At 43.6% G+C, this 26,435-nt stretch carries 23 protein-coding genes; 12 read left to right on the forward strand and 11 right to left on the reverse strand.

From position 1 onward, the window contains the following. Positions 1-5: 5 nt before the first annotated feature. Positions 6-1,142 (reverse strand): carbohydrate porin, encoded by a 1,137-nt coding sequence (locus ACE1OE_RS01245; protein ID WP_449209815.1) that lies wholly within the window; start codon positions 1,140-1,142, stop codon positions 6-8. A 602-nt stretch (positions 1,143-1,744) separates the two neighbouring features. On the opposite strand from ACE1OE_RS01245, the gene ACE1OE_RS01250 reads away from it, so the two are divergent. Then, complete coding sequence (locus ACE1OE_RS01250; protein WP_449209816.1) at positions 1,745-1,927, forward strand: hypothetical protein; 183 nt, start codon at positions 1,745-1,747, stop codon at positions 1,925-1,927. A gap of 143 nt (positions 1,928-2,070) precedes the next feature. On the opposite strand, the gene ACE1OE_RS01255 is transcribed toward ACE1OE_RS01250, so the two are convergent. Further along, complete coding sequence (locus tag ACE1OE_RS01255) at positions 2,071-2,607, reverse strand: N-acetyltransferase family protein (RefSeq protein WP_449209817.1); 537 nt, start codon at positions 2,605-2,607, stop codon at positions 2,071-2,073. A gap of 473 nt (positions 2,608-3,080) precedes the next feature. Here ACE1OE_RS01255 and ACE1OE_RS01260 point away from each other — a divergent pair, with 473 nt between their 5' ends. Both ACE1OE_RS01260 and ACE1OE_RS01265 read left to right on the forward strand, forming a co-directional pair. After that, positions 3,081-3,956, forward strand: a complete 876-nt coding sequence (locus tag ACE1OE_RS01260; RefSeq protein ID WP_449209818.1) for a DMT family transporter — start codon at positions 3,081-3,083, stop codon at positions 3,954-3,956. 104 nt (positions 3,957-4,060) lie between these two features. Next, a complete protein-coding gene (locus tag ACE1OE_RS01265; protein ID WP_449209819.1) occupies positions 4,061-4,681 on the forward strand; it encodes a hypothetical protein in 621 nt (206 codons plus the stop codon). On the opposite strand, the gene ACE1OE_RS01270 is transcribed toward ACE1OE_RS01265, so the two are convergent. Further along, positions 4,678-6,516 carry an ABC transporter substrate-binding protein gene (locus tag ACE1OE_RS01270; RefSeq protein WP_449209820.1) on the reverse strand — a complete coding sequence of 613 codons (1,839 nt, stop codon included), beginning with the start codon at positions 6,514-6,516 and terminating at the stop codon, positions 4,678-4,680. The two genes, ACE1OE_RS01265 and ACE1OE_RS01270, sit on opposite strands and share 4 nt — an antisense overlap. Positions 6,517-7,042: 526 nt before the next feature. Continuing rightward, positions 7,043-7,510, reverse strand: a complete 468-nt coding sequence (locus ACE1OE_RS01275) for a L,D-transpeptidase family protein (RefSeq protein ID WP_102469614.1) — start codon at positions 7,508-7,510, stop codon at positions 7,043-7,045. Positions 7,511-7,939: 429 nt separating this feature from the next. Between ACE1OE_RS01275 and ACE1OE_RS01280 the strand changes: the two genes are divergently transcribed. Next, on the forward strand, positions 7,940-8,659 hold the full coding sequence (locus ACE1OE_RS01280; RefSeq protein ID WP_449210097.1) for an SDR family oxidoreductase: 720 nt from the start codon (positions 7,940-7,942) through the stop codon (positions 8,657-8,659). Between the two features lie 89 nt (positions 8,660-8,748). Here ACE1OE_RS01280 and ACE1OE_RS01285 read toward each other — a convergent pair whose 3' ends face one another. Further along, positions 8,749-9,405, reverse strand: a complete 657-nt coding sequence (locus tag ACE1OE_RS01285) for a cupin domain-containing protein (RefSeq protein WP_449209821.1) — start codon at positions 9,403-9,405, stop codon at positions 8,749-8,751. A gap of 306 nt (positions 9,406-9,711) precedes the next feature. Between ACE1OE_RS01285 and ACE1OE_RS01290 the strand changes: the two genes are divergently transcribed. After that, the gene (locus ACE1OE_RS01290; RefSeq protein WP_372062866.1) at positions 9,712-10,440 is read left to right on the forward strand and encodes a sulfite exporter TauE/SafE family protein; all 729 of its coding nucleotides are present in this window, start codon (positions 9,712-9,714) and stop codon (positions 10,438-10,440) included. A gap of 114 nt (positions 10,441-10,554) precedes the next feature. Here the strand turns inward: ACE1OE_RS01290 and ACE1OE_RS01295 are convergent, their stop codons facing one another. Continuing rightward, entirely contained in the window at positions 10,555-10,710 is a 156-nt protein-coding gene (locus ACE1OE_RS01295) for a hypothetical protein (RefSeq protein WP_372062865.1), read from the reverse strand. Positions 10,711-11,000: 290 nt separating this feature from the next. Here ACE1OE_RS01295 and ACE1OE_RS01300 point away from each other — a divergent pair, with 290 nt between their 5' ends. Beyond that, positions 11,001-12,098: a DUF3541 domain-containing protein gene (locus tag ACE1OE_RS01300; RefSeq protein ID WP_449209822.1), complete on the forward strand. Its 1,098-nt coding sequence runs from the start codon at positions 11,001-11,003 to the stop codon at positions 12,096-12,098. A 106-nt stretch (positions 12,099-12,204) separates the two neighbouring features. On the opposite strand, the gene ACE1OE_RS01305 is transcribed toward ACE1OE_RS01300, so the two are convergent. The 4 genes from ACE1OE_RS01305 to ACE1OE_RS01320 form a co-directional block, all read right to left on the reverse strand. After that, positions 12,205-13,299: an ABC transporter ATP-binding protein gene (locus ACE1OE_RS01305; protein ID WP_449209823.1), complete on the reverse strand. Its 1,095-nt coding sequence runs from the start codon at positions 13,297-13,299 to the stop codon at positions 12,205-12,207. 32 nt (positions 13,300-13,331) lie between these two features. Further along, positions 13,332-14,528, reverse strand: a complete 1,197-nt coding sequence (locus ACE1OE_RS01310; RefSeq protein ID WP_449209824.1) for a carbohydrate ABC transporter permease — start codon at positions 14,526-14,528, stop codon at positions 13,332-13,334. After that, positions 14,529-15,539, reverse strand: a complete 1,011-nt coding sequence (locus ACE1OE_RS01315) for a carbohydrate ABC transporter permease (RefSeq protein WP_449209825.1) — start codon at positions 15,537-15,539, stop codon at positions 14,529-14,531. Positions 15,540-15,661: 122 nt separating this feature from the next. Then, on the reverse strand, positions 15,662-17,014 hold the full coding sequence (locus ACE1OE_RS01320) for an ABC transporter substrate-binding protein (protein WP_449209826.1): 1,353 nt from the start codon (positions 17,012-17,014) through the stop codon (positions 15,662-15,664). A 368-nt stretch (positions 17,015-17,382) separates the two neighbouring features. Between ACE1OE_RS01320 and ACE1OE_RS01325 the strand changes: the two genes are divergently transcribed. The 6 genes from ACE1OE_RS01325 (at position 17,383) to ACE1OE_RS01350 (ending at position 25,783) form a co-directional block, all read left to right on the forward strand. Further along, a complete protein-coding gene (locus ACE1OE_RS01325) occupies positions 17,383-18,414 on the forward strand; it encodes a LacI family DNA-binding transcriptional regulator (protein WP_449209827.1) in 1,032 nt (343 codons plus the stop codon). Between the two features lie 35 nt (positions 18,415-18,449). Further along, entirely contained in the window at positions 18,450-20,141 is a 1,692-nt protein-coding gene (locus ACE1OE_RS01330) for a glycoside hydrolase family 13 protein (protein ID WP_449210098.1), read from the forward strand. Positions 20,142-20,243: 102 nt separating this feature from the next. After that, on the forward strand, positions 20,244-20,552 hold the full coding sequence (locus ACE1OE_RS01335) for a putative quinol monooxygenase (RefSeq protein WP_449209828.1): 309 nt from the start codon (positions 20,244-20,246) through the stop codon (positions 20,550-20,552). A gap of 341 nt (positions 20,553-20,893) precedes the next feature. After that, complete coding sequence (locus tag ACE1OE_RS01340) at positions 20,894-22,891, forward strand: TonB-dependent receptor domain-containing protein (protein WP_449209829.1); 1,998 nt, start codon at positions 20,894-20,896, stop codon at positions 22,889-22,891. Between the two features lie 279 nt (positions 22,892-23,170). After that, the gene (locus tag ACE1OE_RS01345) at positions 23,171-24,364 is read left to right on the forward strand and encodes an acetyl-CoA C-acyltransferase family protein (RefSeq protein WP_449209830.1); all 1,194 of its coding nucleotides are present in this window, start codon (positions 23,171-23,173) and stop codon (positions 24,362-24,364) included. 537 nt (positions 24,365-24,901) lie between these two features. Further along, complete coding sequence (locus ACE1OE_RS01350; protein WP_102469513.1) at positions 24,902-25,783, forward strand: NAD(P)-dependent oxidoreductase; 882 nt, start codon at positions 24,902-24,904, stop codon at positions 25,781-25,783. Positions 25,784-26,024: 241 nt separating this feature from the next. On the opposite strand, the gene ACE1OE_RS01355 is transcribed toward ACE1OE_RS01350, so the two are convergent. After that, positions 26,025-26,420: a PaaI family thioesterase gene (locus tag ACE1OE_RS01355; protein ID WP_372062856.1), complete on the reverse strand. Its 396-nt coding sequence runs from the start codon at positions 26,418-26,420 to the stop codon at positions 26,025-26,027. Positions 26,421-26,435: the final 15 nt, after the last annotated feature.

Genomic DNA, 26,435 nt, shown 5'->3' on the forward strand with positions numbered 1-26,435 from the left:
TTGGCTTAGAAGAAGTATTTGAAACGAACACGAACACCTTTGTCTGTGTCTTCTTCGAACAAGCTCGCATTATCAGTTTGGTTGTCTACAGTCGTGTAGTAAGCACCTAGATAGATTGAGAAGTCATCGACTTGAAGTACATCTGCGAATTCGTAAGATGCGTAAACAGTATCAACTTTCGCAGTACCATTTGCATTAAATGCATTCTTAGCAATTTCTTTTGTTTCGTAATCATTGTTTGCGTGGATATAGCCTAAACCAAATCCTTTGTACAATGCGTTCACGCCGACCGTCATGTTAGTTTCATCAACCGCATCCATGTAGGCAAAGTTTGCGATTAAGTTCCAATCTGTTGTTGTGTAGTTTGTTGTCACACCGTAACCAATACGGTCAGAGATATCTACACCGCTATCAGTAACAACTGCATTTTTAACAAGGTTAGCTTCAATCGCACCAGCAATACCAAAATTACCCGCTTGGTATCCAACTACTGGACGAAGCGTCACAGAGTCTTTGGTTTTTGATTCATCAATTGCCTCACCGTGATAAGTACGTCCGCTAGTAATGTCAGATGAACCGAATAAGACAGAACGGTCACCAATCATAGAACCAAGCTCTACATACAGGTTGTTAAAGCTTTGGCTATACATGATTTGACCATCAGAGCCACGACCACGCGCTTCTTTCATCTGGTAAACGTAAGCAAAACCATCGTTATACAAGTCATTCGCTGTATCACCTGAATACTCTAGGAATGTATCTTGTCCAACTGGGAACATATCGAATGCTTCGAAACGACCCATACGTAAGTTCCAACCATCCTGTGCACCAAATGCAAACCAAGCATCATCTAGGTTCACTTGGCCATTACTTTCCATTAGCGGCTGCACATTAACTTGAAGAACATGACCGCTTTCTGTGTAACGTTCACCAGCAAACTCTAGAAGTATACGACCTGACTGGTTAAACTCAGAATCTCCGGTTGGATTTGAATCACGGTCTTGGAAGTTGAAATCAAATTCAACATCACCACCAATAGAGAAGTTACCGGTTTCGTTATCAGCAATACTGATACCAGCGTTTGCACCCATTGCTGTTGACACTAAGACTGCAGCAAGTGAAAGCTTAAATGTATTTTTCATTTTGGACCCCGAGGAATGTAATAAATTATTTTTTTATTTATCGGCTTTCTTGTTCGTCTGTGTATACATGACTTCTACGAGTCAAATTATTCACAGGGCGAATAACCAAGATACCTTAAAGTTATATATCGAATGAACGAGATGGATTTTGGCCAAAAAAGTTCAACGCGACAATCCTAATAATTTGAAAATACCTATCTAAATCACGCTTTTATATTTATTATTAAATCCTTATTAATCAGTATCTTATATATAAATAAATATACCTTTAGCTTAAAGAATATTTTTTAATATGATTTAGAGGAACTTTTTATCATAAGGAATATATTCAGTGATTGAGATCACGGACTGGTTATCTGTAACATTACGAAACCTTGTTGCGAAGGTGTTAATTGATAGTTCTATTTTGGTAGGTAATTGGCAGTTATCATTTTTGCTCGTTGGTAAAAATGATAATCATCGCTTTCGGATAGAGCGCTCAGACTCCAACTTTTGCTGCTCCTGAACAAAGAAGGCATATGTAACTGGTTCCTTAATAATTTCTTGCTATTGTCCAAGATTGAACTAGTTTAAAGATATCCCCCCCTTTTACGGAGCTGAACATGGTTGAACGAAGGTTAGAAAAAGAAATTACCCATGCCATGCACTGCTTGAACCATGGTCAGCTACTCGAACTTAAACGCTTCCTTGATACGATGACCGACGAAAAGCGAAGCTGTAGCCTACTAAACGATGAAGAGTTAGAGATGCTCATGTCTCTCAATATGAGAGTCCGTCAAAAATAATGATGAGTCTTAACTAACACGCACAAAAAAGGAGCAGCCTTTGGCTACTCCTTTTTTGTGCGTGTTTTTATATGTATTAGTGACACCAGATGAGAAAGTGACAACGTCACCAATCATTAAAATTCATTGAAAACTCATTACAACTAATGTGCTCCAGACGCCGTTAGTAAATCATGAGGGGTTGGCCACGTATAAACAAATTCATCGACCTTTTTACCGCACGGAGAATCTCCTCGTCGACTTTCTGTGCGCTTCCCACCGACAAGCTCATAAAACTTAATCGCATCGTCATTTTCAGCGAGCACTTCTAGGAACACGCCGTTATCTGGGTAATATTTTTCTGCCCACCCCATCGCTTGGCCAAGTAGTGTATGCCCGACGCCTTGCCTTTGCGCGATTGTCGATACGTGCAAGTTATCGATAATGGTTCCAAACTCAGCACTGTGATTTCCAAACAAGCAGACAAATCCTAGTAATTCACCCGCCTCCTCAGCAATGATCACATGCTGACTAAAAGGAGGATTTAGCAAACGAGCTTGCCAAATCAGTAGCTTATCGTCTAAAACTTGCTCATCAAGATAAGATTGTCTCATCATGCCTTGATAATTTGTCTGCCAACTCTCTGCGTGGAGTTGGGCGATACGTTTATAATCAGAATATTCTGCTATTTTAAAATCCATTTAATAGTACCTACTGCTTAACTATTGTCATATCCATTGATTACATACTAATAAAATGTAAACAAATTGCAATCCATGCTAGTCAAAGAAAGAGACTGGCGCAATAAACAAGTGAACCATGCCCAAGGCGCGAACACCAGCGTGTAAACACGGCGACTCGATTTAAGTCACTGCAATACTCAATATTGTGTCCCGGCTTTTACCTCACAAACTGATCTGCTCCAGTTAGACTGGTCACCTAAAAACGACACTGACAACCTTAGGCTAACGATAAGTCCTTATGATTGAAAAGAATTTAATCATATAAGCCATTCTCTAGCCAAATTGAAATCAGCGCGAATGAAACGACTTCAGCGACAACTACGATCTTTAGCGTCATAGCGTCTCTCGCTATAACATATAAAAGATGCTCCGTTTCACTCACATAGAGAACACGTTACTATCTCAGTAACGCCTCTTATTGTTCATCAACCATGACATCAAATTATCTACTTGCCACCACGACTATGACAGCATTTGCACTCAATTCATTGTTTGCGCGTTATGCACTCGGTTACCAAGCTATTGATCCAATGAGTTTTACCCTGCTTCGTCTCTTAAGTGGTGCCGTGACTTTAGTTCTTCTTTACGCCACGTTTTTTAAACAAGGTTCTGCTCATAAAAAAGAGACACTAACCCGGAAGCACTCTGCAAGCCTTGGAGCGTCCCTTTTTAGTTATGCGTTATTGTTTTCTCTGGCATATCATCAGCTCGATACCGGCACCGGGGCGTTAATTCTTTTTGGTACCGTACAACTGGCGTTGATTGCTTACCATCGGTTAAGCGGTCACGCTATTAATCTATTGGAATGGGTAGGGATATCGATCTCTTTAGTCGGTTTTGTCGTATTGCTCCAGCCATCAAGTCACCAACCCGATATCAGTGCCGCGATATTAATGGGTTTGTCTGGTTTAAGTTGGGCGATCTTCACCCTACTTGGAAAACATGCATCTGTGCCTATTGTTGCTACCAAACAAGGTTTTGTGTACGGTGCGACGATGATGGTATTGGTATATTTGATTGTCGCAATGGTATCAATCGACTCATTCTATCTGTCCAAAACGGGCGTTGGTTTCGCACTTCTTTCAGGTGTAGGCGCTTCCGCCATTGGATATTACTTATGGTATCAATTACTACCAAAAATAGACTTATTACAAGCCTCATTACTGCAGCTTACAGTGCCAGTCATCGCACTAGCACTGGGTATCATTTTTATCGACGAACAGTTCTCACTTTACTCGTGCATTGCAACGCTCTTTATTTTGAGCGGAATCGCACTTGTTTCTTTTAGTAAATGGCGAAATCAGTAATCAAATCAATACTAAGCCACCATGCGATACAAAAGGATAATTGGTAACATTAAACGAATTGGTCTAACTTAAGCTGCGTTAACGCTCTTTTTCTAGGATTAATTATGTTGAAGCCATTATTCAAACTATTTCTATTTAGCCTACTGCTGCCCTTGATTTTCTCAACTCGCGCTGTCGCTAGCAGCGAAGAAAAAATGGAAACGTCATCAGAGCAGCCTCTTGTTAATTTTACAATGATGCTGGATCTAAAAGGAATTGAGAGTTCAATAAGCCAATCAAGTGAGGCTATCAATAATCTTGCCGTTTCCTTGACGCTTCTTTCTAACAATGAAAGCCTAAATGAAGAACAAAAACAGGTACTTGTTGATACTATTGAGAATATCAACGAATTGACAGAGATGTCGAAAGAATCATTGGTCGCTCTGCCCGGAGCCCTAGAACAATCACAAAACTCCATAGCCAACAGTACTGCAGCATTTGTTTATGACGTTAGATTCAATGTCTTGCTGCTACTTGGTGTTGTCGTCATTGCGATCGTACTGGCACTCATTGCGGCTTACTGGTTTATCTTACGACCAATGCAAGGCACCATTTTATTGGCAACTCGCAATGTTTCTAAAATGGCGAGTGCCATTCAGAAAACGGCTGATGCTTTAGAAACGACAACAGCAAACCAAAAGGTGATTACTCAGCGTCTCGAAAACAACGATGGTCCTATCATTTAGTCGTCCGACCAAACTTCTCGTAACTGAGGCCACCCCCACGTGGTCATTGCGACACCTTTGATTACGTCATGAAAGCTCAATGTTTGCCTATGGTGGAACATTGGGCTCACAAGTCCCTCATAAATCAATGCGGAACAAATAGGTTCAAGATAATCAAGGTAGTCTTTGGCTTCTATCCTTTCCCGTATCGCTTTTATTTGATCTCGTAACCATAACGTTGACTCATCATCCATTGCCGCCTGTATGACAGGATCACTCGTAAAAGCTAAAAGAGCGGATACATGGCGATTGTCATCTAGGTTAACGTTACTCAAAATCAAATCATAATCGAACGCTTTGGCTGTCGCTTGTGACAAAAACGCCTCGTGAGGCATCACCGTCACAGATGCTGTCACGTCAAGATTCGCGAGTAATCGTTGGATCGCTTTACTACATCGCACCAACCCCGGATGATCATAAACGACAATCGATAATGAATCAGGTAATGAAACAGGATTGGCGTTCAATCGTTGAACTGGATGCCAAAATGGGAAAAAATTCTTCGCGACTTGAGCACCAAATGTCACGTTATTTTCACTTAAGTCCTGCCAAATAACATCGCCATTCAAACACTCACTGAGCCATTTTCTTTGCTCAGCGTTTAATCGAAGTTGGCTCTTTCGTCGGTTAAACAGAATAAATAGACAACCGTCTTCGATGCGTATTTGTGACTCTTGGTATGACGCGACCCTTTTATCTGGGCGCAACGAAACCATATCGGGGACGGCGTTATCCAATAATGAATTGCTATGGACATCGATCAAAGGTCCGTCATTACCAAGGTTGCTATCGTTCGCATCTAGAACTTTTTCTGAGGTTATTGCATGCTCACAGGCGGATGATTTAGTGTGTGACGCCGCTTTATTTAACAGCCAAATTGTCACTTCATCGGTGAGCGCGCGAGCTGAATAGTAACGCTCATTAGCAACGAGAACCACTTTGTGTTCGGTGTGCTCTTTTAGTTCAAAAATACCAGACCCTGTCACTTGATTCTCAAGAACCCATGCATCATTGAGCTGCTCTGAAGGTTGAATGGAATATTTGAGATCACTTAATAACGCGCTAAAACCCCGATCTGGTCGAGATAACGTCACAACAATTTTGAGTCCATGAACGGCTTCAACAGACAGCAAGTGGTCCAACTCATGTCGATAGTGTGGGCGTTTTGCTAAATGACGCACTAATTTAGCGACACCGCTTGCCGTGATCTCCTCACCATTGTCAAAATACAAAGAAGGTCTGAGATAAAACGTCCAGGTTTGATAGCCTGGATCGCTCTCCCAATAATGCGCAAGATCGGGTTGTACATCTCCAGCATGATCCATTGACACCAAACAAGAATAAAGCTGGCGGATCAAAAACCGTTCACTGTTTCGATGCGAGTAATGGGGCAACAACCGTTTAAAAGGACGGTCGTAGGTGAGTTGAACATTCACCCGCCCTTCTTTGAAAGAGGCACCGGATAATTGCTGCAACAAAGAACCAAATAACACCTGATCACGGTCCAAAAAGTCTAGCGCTTTTTCGTATTTCCCATCCACCATCCACCGCTTAGCAATCTGTTTTTTTACTACGTCAACGTCTGATACACGAACGAGCACGGAACGTTGATTGCGTCCAGCTTTCGGCAGCCAGCGTACCCAACCAAACTCCGTCATCTGTTTTAACAAGGTTCTGGCATGCCTAGGACTGGTAAATAGTTGCTCGGCAACATCCGCCAACACCACTTTACATTCCTCATTGACAGGATAACTCACCAAGCGTAAGTAGTAACGAAACAGGTTTGAACCTTCCAAAACACCCACCTAAAACAGGAAAATCAGTTCCGCATATTACCCTAAGTCACGAAAATACGCCTTATTGACGTCAATAAACTGATAACCGGAACAAGTCTTTATTCAATTGCTCTCTTTTTACATTCCCTATAAAGAGCATAATAAATACAAGTCAACGGACATTGATGCTCCCATGACGGTCTTAAATCCTACACAAATTGGCAGGTACTGTATGAATAAGCACACACCTCAGGCGAACAACAAAGCTCGCCCATTGGCTAAATTTTACCTAGCTCAACTGAACAAAAGTAGCAGCGAACAAGAAAAGCTTACTTTGGCTATGTTGGTTGAATTGTGTCAATTACGACGCTAGCTTCTCTATGATTTAGATTAAATTTGCAATGGCTTCATCATTAACGGTTTATGCTCCAACCCCCAAAAATCAACATGGTGTTGCCATTGCCCCCTTTAAAAGGTGCGATACATGTCACCGTCATTGATGAATTAAATGCGGCCGCCTAAAACCGTCACATTCCGGCTCTCTTTATTACCAGCGTATATAAATTGGGGTACCTATTTTCACCAATGTGATTAATTCATCCATTTCAGTATTGGTGATCGCAATACAACCATTCGTCCAATCAAAGCTCTGTATAAACTGTTCAGGTTTCGTATAGCCATTTTTTAAGCCGTGAATTTTGATATTCCCTCCTGCACTGACCCCTAGGTCTTTAGCGTTCCGCTTATCTCTCAGGTTAGGATAGCTGATATGCATAGATCGATAAAAAGACGAGTCATTCATTACAAAATCTAGGTAGTACTTGCCTTCCGGCGTGCGATTATCCCCTTCTTGGACTTTATGCCCACGTGGGTTAGGCCCCAGCGAGATTCTGTATTCTTTAATCACTGTATCGCCTGCCATCAAAAACATTCTGCGAGTTGATTTTTTGACTTCAACGCGATCAATCAGCCACTCTCCTGCCGCCACTTCATCCGTGACGTCAGACGTTATCATGTCGAGTGTCTGCGCACTTTCCTGTTCCGGGGGGGATATTACGGAAGGAGGTACAACGGCTCTTTGAAGTAAGGCAGGCTGAGAAGTCGACAACTCACTTGCCGGAGTTGGATTACTCACTTTTTCATCGGTACGTAATTCAAACGCTTGAACCATTAGCGTCAAACACATCGCCATGAACGTGGCAACGAACCTAAATAACATCTGTTTTCCTTAATTTTTGTAGTTCGCGATTTTATACCGACTGAGAGCACAATCCAAGATACCGATCACCCTATGAGTATAGGAAACTCAGCAAAAATTATATTGTTGCTGTACAACAACACAGAGTAGTTAAAACCACTATATATCAACAATAAATTCTCACCTACACTGTATCTGTCGTCAACAAAGAGGGGCTCACCTCTTAACTCAATATAAGGCTATATGATGAAAAAACTCGTGGTTATTACAGGTGCAAGTTCTGGTATTGGTGAAGCTATAGCGCGTCGTTTAAGTGATGCTGGGCACCCTCTTTTATTGCTTGCTCGTCGTGTTGAAAAACTAGAAGCATTACAGCTACCAAACACACTTTGTGAAAGAGTTGATGTCACAGATAAGGCAACGTTTGAAGCGGCAATTGAAAAAGCTGAGGCTAAATTTGGCCCCGCAGATGGTTTAGTTAATAACGCCGGTATGATGCTGCTAGGCCAAGTCGATACTCAAGATGCATCAGAATGGAAAACGATGTTTGATGTTAATGTCATTGGCTTACTAAATGGTATGCAAGCGGTGCTAGCGCCAATGAAAGCACGCAACTCAGGCACGATTATCAACATTAGCTCAATTGCAGGCCGCAAAACATTTGGCAATCATGCCGCTTATTGCGGAACTAAGTTCGCCGTTCATGCCATTTCTGAAAATGTTCGTGAAGAAGTGGCCGAATCTGACGTTCGCGTTGTAACAATTGCACCAGGCGCAGTAGAGACAGAATTGTTATCTCATACCACGTCGCAAGATATCAAAGACGGCTATGACCAATGGAAAGATGTGATGGGTGGTGTACTCGCTGCTGATGATGTAGCAAGAGCGGTTGAATTTGCTTATTCGCAACCACAGAATGTCTGCATCAGAGAGATTGTATTAGCGCCTACTCGCCAGCAGCCTTAGTTGTCAAAAATGCTAACAATAAGTCGAAGTCTTGAGCGCGCCTAAGCCGCTAACTCAAGGCTTCATTAATAAAGCGGCCACTGGTCGCTTTATTTCGTTTCAGGTAAATGGCCCGATTTAAACCAAAGGGTTGTAGGCCCACTCACATACGGTTCATGGTGACTTGCGTGAGGGTTACGTGTCCACGTGCCAGCGGGGTAATCCCCAAAGTCATCACAAAGCTTTCCTTCTAAAACAAAAATCTCTTCGCCACCAAAATGGCCATGTGAGTGGTAGTTATCAGCAGCAGACCAACGAATTAACGCGACTTGTTCATAACCATGCTGATGCAGCGGCATGATTTCAAGCTTACCCACACTTTTTTGCCATTCTTGCTGCTTTGTATCAACACGCACATATTTTGTATCATCCGGTGAAAATTGATTGAGCTTAACCAAAATAACGCAGCCTTGCTGACTAAACGGTGAGTGACAGCTACCCGGTGGATTTCGAAGATACGTCCCCGCTGGGTAGTCACCATCCTCATCCGAAAATACCCCTTGTAATACCAGAATCTCTTCACCTAATGGGTGACAATGCTCAGAAAAGCGAGCACCCGGCAAATATTCTACGATGCTAGTAACATGCCCGGACTCTGCTGATTCTCTTTCTAATGGCTTTCGGCGAACCCCTATAGAAGGAGACTCAACCCACTGTTGCGATTGTGTGTCGATAACGACGCGTTTTGAAAATTCCATATTCAACATTTCGACGACTTTCCCTTGTTGATATTGCTATGGCCCATGGTGCGTTTCTTTGTCCTGAAAAGCAGCGATAGGCTCTCTTGATTTTATTTATAAAACTATAACAAAAATTTCATAGCACGTTCACACAAAGCTCGTATATAGAATTAAATCAATAGACGACCATAATCTTTGTGTGTACGACAATCAATTGAGCGGCTTGAACACGGCAATTGGGAAAACGACGCTTCAAACACAGCATAATTAGTGAGCTCACACGTAATATCCGATACAATTTGAGCCACTTTATATTCTCTCTTAAGGCATCTCATGCTTAATGACTGGTTCAGTCAGCCTGCGCTTATTGCCATGTTGTTGATCTTTATTGGATCTTTTGTACAAACCGCCATCGGCTTTGGTTTGGCTATTGTTGCTGCTCCATTGCTTTTTCAGGTCTCTGCTGATTATGTCCCTGCCCCTATTTGTTTAGTCGCACTGTTTATTTCCATACTCAATGCAGCCAAACACCGTAGCAGTATTGCATTAGGTGGACTTAAAATGGCATTGATAGGACGGGTCCCTGGCTCTATTGCAGGGGCAGCGTTACTGGTTTACGTTTCAACTCAAGTGCTGTCTTTGTGGCTGGGCTTTTTAGTCGTATTTGCCGTCATCGTGAGTTTACTGCCCTTTAGAATCGAACCTACACCAACAAAAATGGGCGTGGCAGGATTCTTTTCTGGCTTTTTTGGTACCAGTTCCGGTATTGGAGGCCCGCCAATGGCGCTGTTACTTCAACACCAAGAAGCGAACCAACTTCGGGGGAATCTTTCTGCGTTCTTTGTGTTTAGTTCTATTATCTCGTTGTTGGTACAAGCCCCAATTGGTTTTTTAACCGTGCATCACTTATATATTACGGTGCCTCTTATTCCAGCGGCGTGGCTTGGTTATAAACTAGCGTTGCTGACAACTCATTCATTGCCAAAAGAAAAAATAAGAATGGGTGCATTATTTTTATGTTCACTGAGCGGTTTAACCGCCATTTGGCAAGGTCTGTCGTAATTATAATTAAACGAACGAAGGTAGTAGTACAAACAATAATGGAGCAAGTCATTGCTCCATTATTTAATTTTGACGCTATCACATTATCAATCAGTCATCACAAGCCCGTGCGCACTATAGCTTAGTCATATTTTTTGGGCATGTTGGAAGATGTGTTGTCACAACGGCACCTGTATCCATCAAGCAGATAGTTCCAGGCTCTCCTCCTTCTTCAGCCATACTATTAAAAGACATGAACAAAAATCCAAATACAATCAACATCGTCTTCATACTTCACTTCCTTTTCTTTATTGTTATATAGGCTATGGTCTTTCACCTATATACAAAGCTTAGGCAGTAGCCGACCTAATTCAAATAATCTTAAGACAATAAATAGTTTCCGGGATTAATGTCACTAATTTTCTTTAAAAACATAAAGTTAAATAGAAAAAACAAATAAATAATAGAAATTCATAAGTCACATTTATATTAAAAATGATTGTTATTTTACCCTGGCATAACATTTTAATATAAATCACACCATACAATGCTAGCCTGAATGAATAATAGGACGGCTTAACATGCGATTAAAACTTGGTGTCTTGGGTATTATTGCAAGCGTCTGTTTAGTGACAGGCGCTACCGCCGTTCATTTCGACTCTCTGAGCTCTCCTAAATCATTCAATACCTACGCCGACATCATTAAACGTACCTATGAATCACAGCTTTATACGCTTTCAGTATACAAACAAGGCCATTACGGTCTACGAATGTATCGTCAAACTCAAGACCCTAAATACGCGACTGTCGTCCAAAACGATATGACTAATGTCGTCAGTCGCCTCAATGTTTTATCTGCTGAAATCAACACTAACAAAGCGATTAGGGCCTATTCAACCGAACGTTTAAATGATTATAAAAAATCCAAAGACGAGCGTAGTCAGCGACGCTATAGCGCGACGAAGTCCGATCCTGACTATTTCTATATGGGGTTGGATTTACTACGTTATATGGCGAGATTAAACGAATATGGTTTACAGCATCAAGATGACAAAAAGCTGCGAGCACTGCTACGTCGTTATGATTTTAAATCAGCGTTAACCGATCCAACAATGATCAAAGCGTGGGCAGCTCAACTCGCCAATCAAGCCTATTGGCTGAAACAAATTGGCGAGAAAGATTTCACCAAAGAGTTCATACAAGCCTTTCAAGAGACCTACCCGAAAGGGGAAGACTATCGACTCAATGAACAGCAATTCAACAACAAACTTTATGGCATGACCCACATTATCTTAGCCGATTCGCAATACTATCAACGCACAGTCAGCGAGTCTGAGCATCAATGGATATTCGATTATTTTAGAAAGAACATCGACGACATCATCGCTCATACTAAGGAAGATGTGATTGCCGAGGTTGGGTTGTCCTTTTTGTTGGCCGGATTAGACGATGATCCCGTGGTACAAAAAACCAGATTGGCAATCAGTAAGGCGATCCACAAAGAAAAAGGGATGATCCCATCAGCCTCTGGCGACTTTGACTTTGCGTACGGTGAGCATAGAAATGTATTGGCGATTATGTTGCTGAGCTGGCAGCCGCCCCAACTAGGCCCCAATGTGGACGTGACGCCAAAAATATTTTCGAGCCTACCCTATGGCGTTGAGCCTAAGCCGAACTAATCAATTCGCTCCCAGCAAAGGCTGAGAGCGAATGGCTAAATATTGAAGAGGCTGATATCGATGATTACACTCAGCCCTAATAACAATCAACGCTTGCTGAGCATCGCTAGTCGAGGTACTTGAGAGATATACCTTCATCAGTAAACAAATGAACTTTTTCCGGGTTAGCCGTTAAATGAATACGCTCCCCTTTGTGGAAGTCCAAAATGCCTGGAAGCTTGGCGACAACGGTTTCTTCATGATTCGCCACCTTTATATGAAGAAGTGTCACTTCACCAAGTGACTCAACAAATAACACCTCACCCGATATTAGTGCCTCATGTTCGTCGGCAACAAGAAAGTCCTCAGGTCGAATACCCATGCTTAGCGCTGCATCGTTTAGCGTTTCTGCTGATGCGATCGGTAGTTCAATGTCTACACCACTTTCCGCTCGTACTCGTGACCGTTCACCTGTTTTAAGCATTGATGCAGGACTGATGTTCATCGAAGGCGAACCAATAAACTGCGCGACAAAAATATTTGAAGGATTGGTATACAGCTCCAACGGTGTACCCACTTGTTCTATTTTCCCTGCAGACAAGACCACAATACGGTCGGCCAGCGTCATGGCTTCGACCTGATCATGCGTCACGTAGATCATGGTTGTTTCGGTCATTGCCTCTTTTAGATTGGCAATTTCTATTCGAGTTTGTACTCGCAATGCTGCATCTAAGTTAGATAGCGGCTCGTCGAATAAAAACACCTTCGGTTGACGTACAATAGCCCGTCCAATCGCCACTCGTTGACGTTGGCCTCCTGATAACGCCTTGGGTAAACGCCCTAAATAGGGTTCAAGCTGGAGCATACGAGCGGCTTCCATGACGCGCTCATCAATTGCTTCTTTTGACTCTTTGGCAATGCGCATGGCAAAAGCCATGTTGTCATACACCGTCATATGTGGATACAGCGCGTACGTTTGAAATACCATCGCAATACCGCGCATAGCCGCAGGGAGTTCATTCACTCGTGCGTCTTCAATGCATAACTCACCAGCGGTGATCTCTTCAAGGCCCGCGATCATACGAAGCAATGTTGATTTACCACAACCCGATGGGCCAACAAACACAATGAATTCACCTTGATCGATCTCAAGATCAATCCCATGAAGTACCTGTGTTTCACCGTATGATTTTTGTATGTTTTTTAAAGATAATCCCGTCATCTAATTATTCTCATCGTTGAATCAAGTACTGCTTATTTAACAGAACCAGAAAGAAGTCCGCGTACCAAATAACGCTGCAAAGTAAAGAACACGCCTAAAGGAACCGCAATAGAAACAAAAGCCGACGCGGTCAAAATTTCCCAATTACCCCCACGAGAACCCAATAGTTCACGTAACCGTGCGGTTAACACCATATGCTCTTCGCCTGTTCCTAGAAAGACCGTGGCAACCAACAGATCGTTCCAAACCCACAAGAATTGGAAAATAGCGAACGAAGCCAACGCTGGAAATGAGAGCGGCAAGACAATACGCATGAATATTTCGAAGTCTGTTGCCCCATCAACCCGAGCCGACTCAATAATTTCTCTCGGTAAACTAGAGATGTAATTACGCAATAGATAAATCGCTAATGGCAGCCCGAAGCCGGTATGCGCCAGCCATATCCCGAGATAGGTTTTGGCCCCGACACCAAAGAACGCGCCAACATCGTTATACAGACGCAAAAGCGGTATCAACGACATTTGCAGGGGGACGACTAACAAACCCACAACCAACGCAATGAGCAAGTTTCGACCCGGCATCTTCATCCAAGACAAGGCATACGCCGCATACGCCGCAATCAATATCGGAATGATGGTCGCAGGAATGGTCACCGTCAGAGAATTAATAAACGAACGACCAATCCCTTCCGCTGTGAGTACCTCTCGATAGTTATCCAACCCAAATTTAGGCGGCACTACCGCTGTGTAAAATACTCGCTTACCACGTTTACCTTTAAATGGCTCTAAAGCCGTCATTTTGTAATGACCATCTTTTGTCACGGTTAGCGTGCCACCATTTTTCATCTCAGCGACATCGCCCGGCATATAAGCCGTCGGCGCACGTGAAGAAAAACCAAATGCTTGAATAACGGTTTCTTTACCTTCGATCAATATTTGTCCGGTCAAGACATACGCTTCTCCTTCTTGGATTTGCGTATCGGGCGCGCCCGTTCTATCGACAAGGTTTTGTTCTGAGTTGGTTAATGACGTCCACCAGCCTGTCAGTGCAAGCTGATCTTTATCTCGAAATGATGAGATGAAGAGCCCCGCCGTTGGGAGCGTCCATAAGATCACAATCAACAGGACCGACAAATGCACCAATATCGTTAATGGTGAACGGCGAAGTTTACTCAAACTAAATTTTGCTTTGCTGCTATCAGAAGGCGAAGCGACCACTTTCTCACTCATCTACCTTCCCTCCATTTGTGAATGCGCTTGACGCATGTTCCATACCATCACTGGAATGACCGCGATCATGATAATGACAGCAATGGCCGCACCACGCCCGAAATCACCACCGCCTCGGAACATCCAATCAAACATCATATTGGCAAGAACTTGTGTGCTCCATTGACCATTCGTCATGGCAAGAACAATATCGAAAACCTTCAATACCAGAATCGTGATAGTCGTCCAAACGACCGCAATCGTACCCCAAATCTGTGGTATCAATATTTTGAAAAATATCTGTACACCACTTGCGCCATCCAGCACTGCTGCTTCTACCGTTTCTTCAGGGATTCCTCTCAACGCAGCCGACAGTATCACCATCGCAAAACCTGTCTGTATCCAGACAAGGATGATCATGAGGAAAAAATTATTCCAAAAAGGCATGGTGACCCAGGCTTCCGCTGTTCCACCAAAAAACTCCACAACGGCATTCAAAATACCGATTTGGTCAGAGCCCGGCGCACGATAGTCATAAACAAACTTCCAGATAATGGACGCACCAATGAATGAGATGGCCATTGGCATAAAGACTAAGCTTTTAGCGATGTTGCCCCAACTCACTTTGTCCGTTAGAGCCGCAATCACTAAACCAAAGAATGTTGAGGCGGCCGGTACAACCAATAGCCATAATATATTGTTGAACAAAGACTCTCTAAATTCGCTATCGTTAAACAACCAAACATAGTTGCTCATTCCAACAAATTTATCGCCATTACGGTCATGCAACGACAAAAAGACAGACTCAAACACCGGGTAAACCAGGTATAAGCCGAGAAAGGCCAATGCGGGTCCCAAAAACAACCACGGACGTACCGATGCAGCACGACGTAAGTTCTGGGCCATTTTCTGGTTGGAGACATGCCTAGTGGGGAAGATAATACCCAATAGCCAGTTACTGCCGACAAAATAGAGAACGCAGGTCGCGACGCCAAGTGCCATGATAAATAAAGAGGAATAAAGTTGTTCCATTACTGCCTCGCTTGCGAAAAGAGCGCCACGACAAAAAATCACAATACAAAACTGGCGAACGGTTCACGGTGAAACGTTCGCCAGTGGTGATGTGCTTACTTTAACTGTTTGAATCGATGCATCTATTTAAGTGCATCCCACGTTTTTTGGATGTCATCAGCGACTTCTTGTGCTGGCTTGCCACCACTGTAGTCCACCATACCCGTCCAAAATGCACCCGCGCCTACTTTTCCTGGCATCAAATCTGAACCATCAAAGCGGAATGTCGTTGCATCAAGCAGGATTTGCCCTTGTTTCTTCAACGTGTCATTGCCATAAGTTTCTACATTTGCACCTTTATGCGGTGTTAAGAAACCAGACTGAGCCATCCATACCTCATGAGCCAGTGGGGATTGCAAGTATTCCATGAAAGCGCGAGAGGCTTTGGAGTCTTTTGTAATACTCCATAGCGTACCGGCGCCCAGTACAGGTTTACCCAGATCCTTAGATTCATAAGAAGGGAAATAGAAGAAGTCCGCATCTTCACCGAGCTCTGTACCTTCCGGGAAGAAGCTTGGAATGAATGACGCTTGACGGTGCATGTAACACTTCGCCGGAGACGTAAACAAACCTTTTGGTGAATCTCGGAAATCTGTCGCCGCTACCGCACGTGCGCCGCCATCGACAAACGCATCATTACGAGTAAACCAGCCATATTCTTCAATGGCTTCCACGACTTTTTTATCATTAAATTTGAGTTCGTTTGTGGTCCACTTGTCGTAATCGGTTGGAGATTGAGTACGAAGCATCATATCTTCTACCCAGTCCGTTGCAGGCCAGCCAGTCGCACCGCCAGAGCCTATGCCTACACACCACGGTGTTTCGCCGTCTTTAACAATTTGCTCAGTTAACGCCTTTAGCTCTTCCATCGATTCAGGAACTTCATAACCCGCATCTTCAAAATTTTCTGGTACGTACCAAACTAAGGACTTCAAATCCACTTTATAAAAGAAACCAAACAATTGCTCGTTGCCTTTCTCATCGGCAAACGTTCCTAGGTCAACCCAAGAGGAGCCCGCTGCATAGTTCTCTTTAATCCAATCACCTGTTTTAGGCTCCAGTGGCGAAAGGAACCCTTTTGAAGCAAGGTCCGCCGCTAAACCTGGTTGCGGAAAAATGGCAATATTAGGGGCACTACCTGCCTGAACATCGATCGCAATTTGTTGCTCAAATGAATCCGATCCCGAGTACTTCACTTCAGCGCCTGTCGCTTCTTCAAAGTAGGCAATCACGCTTTCAACCAGTTCTTTATCTTCGGTTAACCACGGACCGAAAATAGTCACCGTTTCGCCCTTAAGATCCATGGACTTAAGTTCTTCATAGTTTTGCCACGAGAAGCGGTCATCATCACCTGGGGTAAATTTGAGGTCAGCAGCAAATGCAGAGGAAGCAGAGATCGCCACAGCGATAGCTCCAGCAAGTAGAGAGGTTTTCATCAGTAAGACTCCATGTATTAGATACTTTGATTATTTAGTCGATTCTTTGACTATTTTTATAATGTGTCACTTACGTCTTAGACCTGACCGTTGATTAGCACTCTTAATCGGTTAAGCCCTTATTTAATACCTTAAAACCTTATTAATACTTCAACCAGTTCTTATCCCCACCTTGTGCCTGAGATCATGTTTTATAAGACTTCACATCCCATAAAGTGATGACGATCAAAGTACTGATTATCGCCATGAAATTTCGTGTGCTTTTTATTTCTTAAACGTTTTAGACTCTAAAGCAAAGTTTGGGTAATCTAGACATTGATACAACGACTCTTCCCAACATTTCAATACGCTCAGTAAACGTGGTGAATATGGAACGTAAAAAGCCAACTTTAAAAACAGTAGCGGCCAAGCTAGGCGTATCTACTGCGACTGTATCGAATGCTTTTAACCGCCCTAGCCAACTCTCCACAGCGCTGCGAACAAGTATACTTGAAGCATGCGACCAGCTCGGTTACACCGGGCCGAGCATAACCGCTCGCAGCTTACGCACGGGTAAAACAGGCATCATTGGTGTATTATTGGCTGACAAATTGGCTTATAACTTTACTGACCCGGTCGCGACCACCTTCTTATCCGGTGTTTCAACAATGTTAGATGAAGCACACGTCAACATGCTGCTGCTCCCATCTGATGGCGCGAACTACCAAAATACTCAAGTAGAAACTATTCCCGACAGTTTTATCGTTTATGGAAAGCCGGTTGATATCAAAGTTATCAATGTCCTCTTGAAACAACACAAACCCATCATCACCGTCGATTTTTCGTTACCCGATATTGCCTCCGTCCATGTTGATAACCAACAAGCAAGCTATGACATCGCCAACCACGCGATTCATACTGCGGATGACAACGTACTGATATTAGGATTACGGCTAGAGCCTTCTACCTCGCTAGGACTAGCTAATCTCGATAATCTCTTTACTCGCGATGTGTCCATTTCTCGATGTCGGTTTGAAGGTTATCAGCAAGCACTCGCAGACAACGGCATAATCTTGTCACCCGACAATGTGTGGCAAATTCATGATCTAGACGATGCCACCTTAAAAACCATGCTTCGAGGTGCCCTAACGGCCCCAAAAAAAGTCGATGTCTTACTCTGCATGAGCGATAAAATCGCCTTAGCCGCAATAGAAGTGGCCCACGAAATTGGTTTGACCTTACCTAATAATATTAGAATCGTTGGTTTTGACGGCATTCCTAGTGCAGCTAAAGCAGGTTTGACGACAGTTCAGCAGCCGATGTTTGATAAGGGCCAAGTAGCGGCAAAAATCGCATTGGGGCTACAGCCCTATGAATCAGTTCAGTTAGAAACCACCTTAATTATTCGAACCAGCAGTTAGGCTTATCTCACTTGTGAAGGAGTATGACCATGAGTATGGAACCGCGATGGTGGCACGATGCCGTTGTCTACCAAATCTATCCACGAAGCTTCAACGATTCCAACGGTGACGGCATCGGAGACATTCCCGGTATCGTAGAAAAACTCGACTATATCCAATCTCTTGGTACCAACGTGATCTGGCTTAGCCCTGTTTACCAATCCCCCATGGAAGATAACGGCTATGATATCTCTGGTTATCGAGATATCGCCCCTGAATTCGGCACCATGGCTGATATGGAAAAGCTCTTGTTTGAAGCTGACAAGCGACATATCAAAATCGTCATGGATTTAGTGGTAAATCACACCTCAGACCAACATCCATGGTTTCAAGAATCCAAAAGCAGCCTCGATAATCCCAAACGAGACTGGTACATCTGGAAGGACCCAAAAAGCGACGGCACTGAGCCAAACAACTGGGAGTCATTTTTCGAGCCCAAGGCTTGGACATTAGATGAGGCCACGGGGCAATATTACCTGCACCTATTCAGTCATCAACAGCCCGACTTAAACTGGGCAAACCCCGATGTACGTGATGCTGTATACGATATGATGCACTTCTGGCTTAAAAAAGGCTTAGGTGGTTTTCGGATGGATGTCATTAACATGATAGGCAAGCCCTCCGATTTCCCTGATGCCACTATATTTGATGCAGGCGTCGCAGGTTGGGAACATTGGTCAAACAACCTACTGGCTCATCAATACTTACGTGAGATGTACGATCGCGTATTACAGCACTACGATGTTTTAACCGTAGGCGAAACGCCTTTCACCTCCACGTTAGATGGCCGTTTTTACTCCCATCCCGATCGCAAAGAAATTAGTATGATCTTCCAGTTCGAGCATGTCAGCATCGATCGAGAAGAGCACAACGCGGTCAAAAAGCCTTTCGATTTAGTTCAATACAAAGAAATCATGTCGCGTTGGCAAAATGATTTGTATCAGAAAGGCTGGAACAGTGTGTATTGGAGCAATCACGATCAACCTCGTGCCGTTTCCCGTTATGGTTCAGATTGCGCTCAATATCGAGTTATCAGCGCAAAGATGCTAGCAACCGTGCTTCACTGCATGAGCGGAACGCCTTATATCTACCAAGGTGAAGAACTGGGGATGACCAATAAGCACTTCAGTTCCATTGACGAATTCAACGACCTGATGGCTAAATTTCACTATGAAAAAATGATGAAGAAAGGCGTATCACCAGAAGATGGCCTTGCTTTTCTCAATGATTTTTCACGTGACCATGCCCGAGTCCCAATGCACTGGGACACTAGCCACAATGCCGGGTTCACCACTGGGCAACCATGGCTACCATTAAATACCAATTACGCCGATATTAACGCCGAACAAGTGGTGACGGATGAACACTCCATCTACCACCATTACCGTCAGTTGATTGAATTACGAAAAAATAGCCCCTATCGTGATGTGATTGTTTATGGTCGCTATCAACTGCTCGACCCAGATGATCATGAGGTCTACGCCTACATTCGTGAATACAACCAGCGCGCGATTCTTGTTATTAGTAACTTTACGGCGCAGCCTCAGGTTCGTCAGTATGATTACGACCTCGAACGCACAGTATTAGATAACGACTTATCTAATACAGCTGAATTAATAACATTAAATTCGCTAACGTTGACGCCATATCAATCTATGATTGTCGAAATCAAAGCCACCAACTCATAACCTGTAATTTGTATTAGCAAGCAACCCCGCAGTGTGACGTGTCACCCTGCGGGGGTTTACACATGGCTAGGTATACTAGTCACTCACTACATTGGAGACGACATGACGAATACAACAGAAAAAACTCACCTAACCATTGTTGCCAACATTATTGCTAAAGCCGACAGTATAGAGCTGGTCAAGGCTGAGCTTCTTAAACTGATCGACACAACTCGCGCAGAAGAAGGTTGCATCAACTACGACTTGCACCAAGACAACAATAACCCGGCTCATTTTGTTTTCTACGAAAATTGGCTAACAGAAGAATTACTACAAACTCATTTGGCAAGTCAGCATATCACCCAGTACAAATCGGCAACCGAAGGTGCGACGGAGTCCTTTACAATAAATAGAATGACCAAACTGGCATGAACGCATGCTGCTATGAACCCGGTGTTAATATAAGATCGACCTTATAACGTTGCACATCGTTCATTATTCTAGACTCCAATTAGGCGTGTCTATTATTTTCCACCACGCCTATTATTTTCTACCACGCCCATTACCTTCACCCAACCGCTTGTCAACATTCCACCACCCACCATCACCTTAGCAACAAAAACAATACAATTACTTTTATATCAATAAGATAAATTACAAATAAACACACATTAATAATAGTGATAATAGTATCTCGATCATATAATGCCAATCGTTATCATTATCGATACTGTTTTTATTAACTATTCGCTTTATCTTAAATTGGACTTAATATGCTCCGTACAACGTATGCCCTTACCCCAGTAGCTGTGGCCATTACCGCCCTTTGTTCTTCACCGCTTTTTGCTCAAAATGACGCTTCAATTCGTACAGATGAGCAAATGGTCGTAACGGCGACGCACACTGAAGTTTCAACAACCAAAGCACCGGCTTCAATTTCAGTCATTACTGAAGAAGACATTCTTTCGGAACCTGGCCTTGCGCTTAATGATTTCGTAAAGAACATCGCTGGTGTTGAGAGCCAAATGGACGGAGGTCGAGCTGGGCGTGAAATGATCTCTATACGGGGTATGGACTCTGGTTTTACCATGATCCTTGTTAACGGCCGTAAAATGAGTTCATCGAATGCGGTGTTCCGTGGCAATGACTTTGATCTATCAGCCATTCCAAAAGAAAGTATTCAGCGTATAGAGGTCATTCGTGGCCCAATGTCTGCGTTATATGGTTCAGAAGCGTTAGGTGGTGTCATCAATGTCATTACCAAAAAACCAACCAATGAGTGGAACTCACAAATCAGCGGTGATTATGGATACCGTGATGATGATGGCGGAAGTGAGTACACCGCTGGCTTTACCACGTCTGGAGCCTTACTTGACGATCAGTTATTCATGTCTTTATCGATGAATAAATCCTCTCGCGATGCCTGGAAACCATTTTCTGGTAACGCGCAGGACGAAGATGGAAATACCTATGACCGTTCATTGGCGACAGCGCTAGAACAGCGTGACACACTAACAGCCAGCGGCAGCCTATTGTGGTATATCAATAATGACCACGATCTTGCTTTTGACTTTACCTACGCCGATGATCAACGAGATGGTGTTATTGAATCAACGAGTGGTTTGACCGACTCTGAAGCAAATGTAAAACGTAACACCCAAGCCTTAACGTATAACGGATCTTATGACTGGGGAGACGCATTACTTCGTTATAATAGAGATGCGATTGAAACCCAAGATAACTTTAATTCAAAAAATCCTGAACTGGGTTTTTATGACATTAACGAAATCAATCAGTCTATTGATGGACACGGAACGACAGAACTGGCTAATCATACGGTCACTTTCGGTGGAGAGCTGAGATACACCGAATTAAAAAACCCAGACAGCTTAACCGTAACCGGTGATGAAAACGTAAGCCAGCAGGCCCTTTTTGTTCAAGATCAATGGATGCTAAGTGAGAAAAATACACTCACCTACGGTACACGCGTTGATATGCATGAAAACTTCGGTACACACTGGAGTCCCCGAGCTTACCTTGTGCATTCGGCCACCAATAACTGGACAATAAAAGGCGGCGTGGGCACGGCATTTAAAGCCCCTACGTTAACCCAATTGTCTGAGCAAAATATTATCAATAGCTGTAAAGGGGGCTGCTTGTTGGTCGGTAACCCTGACCTTCAACCAGAAACCAGTACAAACTATGAAATATCGACGAGCTATGTGGAAACATTTTGGTCTGTTGAATTTGGCCTTTTCCAAAACAATATCTCTAACTTGATTGATAGAGACCTAGATAACGCCGTCGGTACAGAACCCGATGGCCGCGACATTTATACGTACAAAAACATCGACGAAGCAGTTATTCAAGGCGCAGAATTGAGCGCTGAGTATGACTTTACGTCTTCTATTAGAATGAATGGTACTTATACGCACCTCGCTACTGAAGATAAGTCGACGGGTAACGAGCTTGAAAATCGCCCAGACCACACCGCGATGGCCCGTCTCATTTGGGAGCCTATTGATGCGTTAAGCACGTTTGCTCGCGTAAACTACACCAGTCAAACCCTAATATCGGTGGATGATAACGTTTATCGTCCAGCCTACGTAACGGCTGACTTAGGACTTAACTATCTTGTGAACACTGATTGGCGCCTTAGAGCTGGTGTAAAAAATGTCACTAATGCCGGATTCGACGACCTAGCCATTACCCAGCGAGGTTATGTCATCACGCCACGAAATTGGTATGTCGGTACGACGTTAAACTTTTAAGCATTAACGCTCACGATAAACGTCAATCTTCTAGCGGTTGGCGTTTTTTTAATCCTTTTGTTTACTGCCCATTCATCGACCTGCCCGCTCTCTTCCCCTCATCTTTGTGCTTCGACCTCTTTCCATCGTCATTCATGATACTTAGCCCCGCTTTGCTCACTACTTTTAGATAGTTAACTGTAACGTGACATGAGCAAATGTAACTAAAGTGTTAGTCTGCGTTAAGCTATTGGGCACTGCCCGACCTTTATCCCCTACAAAATAATAATTGGAGTTAATATGTCGAAACGAGAAGTTGTTGTACTCAGCGGTGTTCGTACCGCAATCGCTGATTTTGGCGGAGCGTTAAAAGACATCGCACCGACAGAGCTTGCTGGTCAAGTCATTGCTGAAGCCGTAAAGCGCGCAAAAATCGAGCCAGAAGATATTGGCCACTGCGTAATCGGTAGTGTCACGCACAGCGACCGACGAGATATGTACATGAGCCGAGTCGCCGCTTTAAAAGGCGGCTTGCCAATTGAAACCCCTGCTCTCACCGTCAACCGCCTTTGCGGCTCAGGCCTCCAATCTATTGTCTCTGCCGCACAAATGATCCTACTGGGTGATTGCGATGCTGCCGTTGCTGGCGGAGCAGAGTCTATGACTCGTGTCCCTTATTGGTCACCGACCACGCGCTTTGGCTCAAAAATGGGAGACTCACAGTTAGTTGACCCGATGGTCGGCGCCCTAACCTGCCCGATCAACGACACACACATGGGCATCACCGCAGAAAACTTAGCTGAGCAATATGATATAAGCCGAGAAGAACAAGATGCTTGCGCACTTGAAAGCCACCGACGTGCGCAGCGCGCTATAGAAGAAAATCGATTTGGCGACCAAATCCTGCCTATTGAACAACAATCACGTCGTGGCACAGTCGTGTTTGATCAAGACGAACACGTACGTTTTGATGGCACCGCTCAAGATTTTTCAACATTGCGACCCGCCTTTAAAAAAGACGGGACTGTGACGGCTGGTAACGCTTCTGGTATTAATGACGGTGCCGCGGCGTTGGTATTGATGGAAAAACAAGTCGCATTAGAGAAAGGTCTAGCGCCCATGGCGACAATGGTCGGTTATGCCATTGCAGCGGTTGATCCCGCGATTATGGGTATTGGTCCAGTCCCAGCAGTCAAACAGTTACTTGCGAAGACAGGGGTTGATGCCAATGACATTGATATTTGGGAAGCCAATGAAGCATTCGCGGCGCAAGCACTATCTGTCATAAAAGCGTTGGAGCTTGATCCTGAGAAAGTAAACCCAAACGGTTCAGGTATCAGCCTCGGTCATCCAATCGGTGCCACCGGATCGCTCATTTCGGTTAAAGCACTGTATGAACTACAGCGCACTGGGGGACGCTACGCCATTGTGACAATGTGCATTGGCGGCGGGCAAGGTATCGCTGCTTTATTTGAACGCTACAACGGCGCTTAAGATACCTTAATATCTTGATGCACTAATATCTTGATGCATTAATATCTTAACGCTTTCGCTACCTGTATAAAGCCTTAAATCTTATCAATGACCTTGGGTACCAGACCACACTAAGGTCATTTTTTAACCACCATTCGTTCTTTTTTCTCCTCAAAATCTTCCGATCCTGAGCAATAATAACGCAACAAATATTCAGTGTTAGGGCGTGTACTTCGTTCTATTCCTGTCTTTTAGTCCAAATTAAACGAATTTTAACACTTTTGTCTTTCCAACACATAAACCAAGTGTATCCCGCCACATCATGGAAACTAACTTACGCTGAAAGCCCTCAATACCTAGGTTTACTCACTGACCACGATCGTTTAATACGTCACTTATTCGATGTTTTAATGTACATTTAAAACGGTTTTCTATTGCTTTTATGCAAATAAATGAGACATAGGGACGGTTTCCGCGTATTTGCGATTGCTAAAATTGAAACAGACGTATATTCTTAATCGCATATAAAGTCATACAATAATACGTTAGGAGTTAGACATGACAAAACCAGTCATTGGTTTCATCGGCCTTGGCCTTATGGGCGGCAACATGGTTGAAAACCTACAAAAACGTGGCTACCACGTAAACGTAATGGATCTTAGCGCTGAAGCAGTTGCTCGCGTTACAGACCGTGGCAACGCGACAGCATTCACTTCAGCTAAAGAACTCGCTGCAGCAAGTGACATTGTTCAGTTCTGCCTTACTACTTCAGCGGTTGTAGAAAAAATCGTTTACGGTGAAGACGGCGTTTTAGCTGGTATTAAAGAAGGCGCAGTTCTTGTTGACTTCGGTACTTCTATCCCTGCTTCTACTAAGAAAATCGGCGCAGCTCTAGCTGAAAAAGGCGCGGGCATGATCGACGCACCTCTAGGTCGTACTCCTGCACACGCTAAAGATGGTCTTTTGAACATCATGGCTGCTGGCGACATGGACACTTTCAACAAGGTTAAACCTGTTCTTGAAGAGCAAGGCGAAAACGTATTCCACCTAGGCACGCTAGGTTCAGGTCACGTGACTAAGCTTGTAAACAACTTCATGGGCATGACGACTGTTGCGACTATGTCTCAAGCTTTCGCTGTTGCTAAGCTTGCTGGTGTTGACGGTCAACAACTATTTGACATCATGTCAGCTGGTCCTTCTAACTCTCCGTTCATGCAGTTCTGTAAGTTCTACGCTGTAGACGGCGAAGAAAAACTAGGTTTCTCTGTTGCTAACGCAAACAAAGACCTTGGTTACTTCCTTGCACTTTGTGAAGAGCTAGGTACTGAGTCTCTAATCGCTCAAGGTACTGCTGCAAACCTACAAGCTGCTGTTGATGCTGGCCTAGGTCAAAACGACGTACCAGTTATCTTCGATTACTTTTCTAAACTAGAAAAATAATTCGAATTCAGTTCAAGTGAGACGTGTTAGTAGCACATGTTGCTAAATAACCCTCATCTTTAACTGCAAGAGCCTCTGTCTAACAGGGGCTTTTTTACGTCTGTGCCTCGCACTTTATTGCACCTTTTCCAACCCATTCAATTTATGCCGCCAAGCCTGAACCTACGCCATCAAAACTGAACGTAAAATAATACAATATAATAATACTGCAAATCAAAGTTGATTTTGGCCATCTCATTAGCTAAACAAACTTCCCCGATGCCTTTGACAACACCTTCCCATCACAAGTAATCGTACTTTGCAGATAATAAATGCCTTTCTTAGTCGTTGTCAGCACCGCTTCTAGCATCAATTTTTGACCCAACGGCACTGGAGAAATGAATCGAACCGACAACTCAGCGGTATAAGCCACTATGTCTTGATAGAACAAGCAGTGCACCATCATACAGTCATGAAGTGTCGAAATTATCCCTCCTTGTACGATACCTTGATAGCCTTGCGTTTTATCTGTTGTTATAATTTCTGCAATGACACGCCCATCTGGTAGTGCTACAACATCGATAACACTTTCTTCTGTAAAAAATGGCTTGCTGCATATCGAGCATTGCTTATGGTTGTTAGGTATATGAGTAGACATTCCACCACCTATCAC

Source organism: Vibrio sp. E150_011 (genome assembly GCF_053544015.1).

Coding starts and splice junctions, on each gene's coding strand:
- ACE1OE_RS01315 (WP_449209825.1), bottom strand. CDS start 15,539: ATGGAACAACTTTATTCCTCTTTATTTATCATGGCACTTGGCGTCGCG.
- ACE1OE_RS01340 (WP_449209829.1), top strand. CDS start 20,894: ATGCTCCGTACAACGTATGCCCTTACCCCAGTAGCTGTGGCCATTACC.
- ACE1OE_RS01355 (WP_372062856.1), bottom strand. CDS start 26,420: ATGTCTACTCATATACCTAACAACCATAAGCAATGCTCGATATGCAGC.
- ACE1OE_RS01350 (WP_102469513.1), top strand. CDS start 24,902: ATGACAAAACCAGTCATTGGTTTCATCGGCCTTGGCCTTATGGGCGGC.
- ACE1OE_RS01245 (WP_449209815.1), bottom strand. CDS start 1,142: ATGAAAAATACATTTAAGCTTTCACTTGCTGCAGTCTTAGTGTCAACA.
- ACE1OE_RS01255 (WP_449209817.1), bottom strand. CDS start 2,607: ATGGATTTTAAAATAGCAGAATATTCTGATTATAAACGTATCGCCCAA.
- ACE1OE_RS01305 (WP_449209823.1), bottom strand. CDS start 13,299: ATGACGGGATTATCTTTAAAAAACATACAAAAATCATACGGTGAAACA.
- ACE1OE_RS01335 (WP_449209828.1), top strand. CDS start 20,244: ATGACGAATACAACAGAAAAAACTCACCTAACCATTGTTGCCAACATT.
- ACE1OE_RS01275 (WP_102469614.1), bottom strand. CDS start 7,510: ATGATAACGTCTGACGTCACGGATGAAGTGGCGGCAGGAGAGTGGCTG.
- ACE1OE_RS01280 (WP_449210097.1), top strand. CDS start 7,940: ATGAAAAAACTCGTGGTTATTACAGGTGCAAGTTCTGGTATTGGTGAA.
- ACE1OE_RS01310 (WP_449209824.1), bottom strand. CDS start 14,528: ATGAGTGAGAAAGTGGTCGCTTCGCCTTCTGATAGCAGCAAAGCAAAA.
- ACE1OE_RS01250 (WP_449209816.1), top strand. CDS start 1,745: ATGGTTGAACGAAGGTTAGAAAAAGAAATTACCCATGCCATGCACTGC.
- ACE1OE_RS01290 (WP_372062866.1), top strand. CDS start 9,712: ATGCTTAATGACTGGTTCAGTCAGCCTGCGCTTATTGCCATGTTGTTG.
- ACE1OE_RS01265 (WP_449209819.1), top strand. CDS start 4,061: ATGTTGAAGCCATTATTCAAACTATTTCTATTTAGCCTACTGCTGCCC.
- ACE1OE_RS01320 (WP_449209826.1), bottom strand. CDS start 17,014: ATGAAAACCTCTCTACTTGCTGGAGCTATCGCTGTGGCGATCTCTGCT.
- ACE1OE_RS01300 (WP_449209822.1), top strand. CDS start 11,001: ATGCGATTAAAACTTGGTGTCTTGGGTATTATTGCAAGCGTCTGTTTA.
- ACE1OE_RS01345 (WP_449209830.1), top strand. CDS start 23,171: ATGTCGAAACGAGAAGTTGTTGTACTCAGCGGTGTTCGTACCGCAATC.
- ACE1OE_RS01260 (WP_449209818.1), top strand. CDS start 3,081: ATGACATCAAATTATCTACTTGCCACCACGACTATGACAGCATTTGCA.
- ACE1OE_RS01285 (WP_449209821.1), bottom strand. CDS start 9,405: ATGTTGAATATGGAATTTTCAAAACGCGTCGTTATCGACACACAATCG.
- ACE1OE_RS01295 (WP_372062865.1), bottom strand. CDS start 10,710: ATGAAGACGATGTTGATTGTATTTGGATTTTTGTTCATGTCTTTTAAT.
- ACE1OE_RS01325 (WP_449209827.1), top strand. CDS start 17,383: ATGGAACGTAAAAAGCCAACTTTAAAAACAGTAGCGGCCAAGCTAGGC.
- ACE1OE_RS01330 (WP_449210098.1), top strand. CDS start 18,450: ATGGAACCGCGATGGTGGCACGATGCCGTTGTCTACCAAATCTATCCA.